The organism is Aquimarina acroporae, assembly GCF_023195925.1.
In the GTDB taxonomy this organism is placed as follows: Bacteria; Bacteroidota; Bacteroidia; order Flavobacteriales; family Flavobacteriaceae; genus Aquimarina; species Aquimarina acroporae.
In genome coordinates, this window is sequence record NZ_JALPRE010000051.1 from 1 (window position 1) to 331 (window position 331).

General features: G+C 52.0%; 1 other RNA gene. It reads right to left on the reverse strand.

The features are described 5' to 3' along the window. Positions 1–331: a transfer-messenger RNA gene (gene ssrA, locus M0D21_RS22960) on the reverse strand; the annotation flags it as partial.

Sequence of the window (331 nt, forward strand, 5' to 3'; positions counted from 1 at the left end):
CCCGCGTCCGAAATTACTACACCGTCGGCACTACATGCTTAGTCTAATCTTTACATTCGCCGGTTAGCTGCGGACAGACACGCCACTAACAAACTATCCTGATTAGGTTTAACGCTTTCACCCCAGGCAAGGTGTCCACGCGATCTCTTTTGGGTTTGACCTCTCTTGATCCCCGTCCTAAGAGCGGAGGCTAGGGAGAGAGGGCTCTAAGCAGGTTATTAAGCTGCTAGTGCGTAGTTTTCGTCGTTTGCGACTATTTTTTTGCGGCTTTTAACGAGGCAAACCGCCCCTCGGCATGCTCCTTGGGCTTCGCGAATCCCGTCGAATCCAG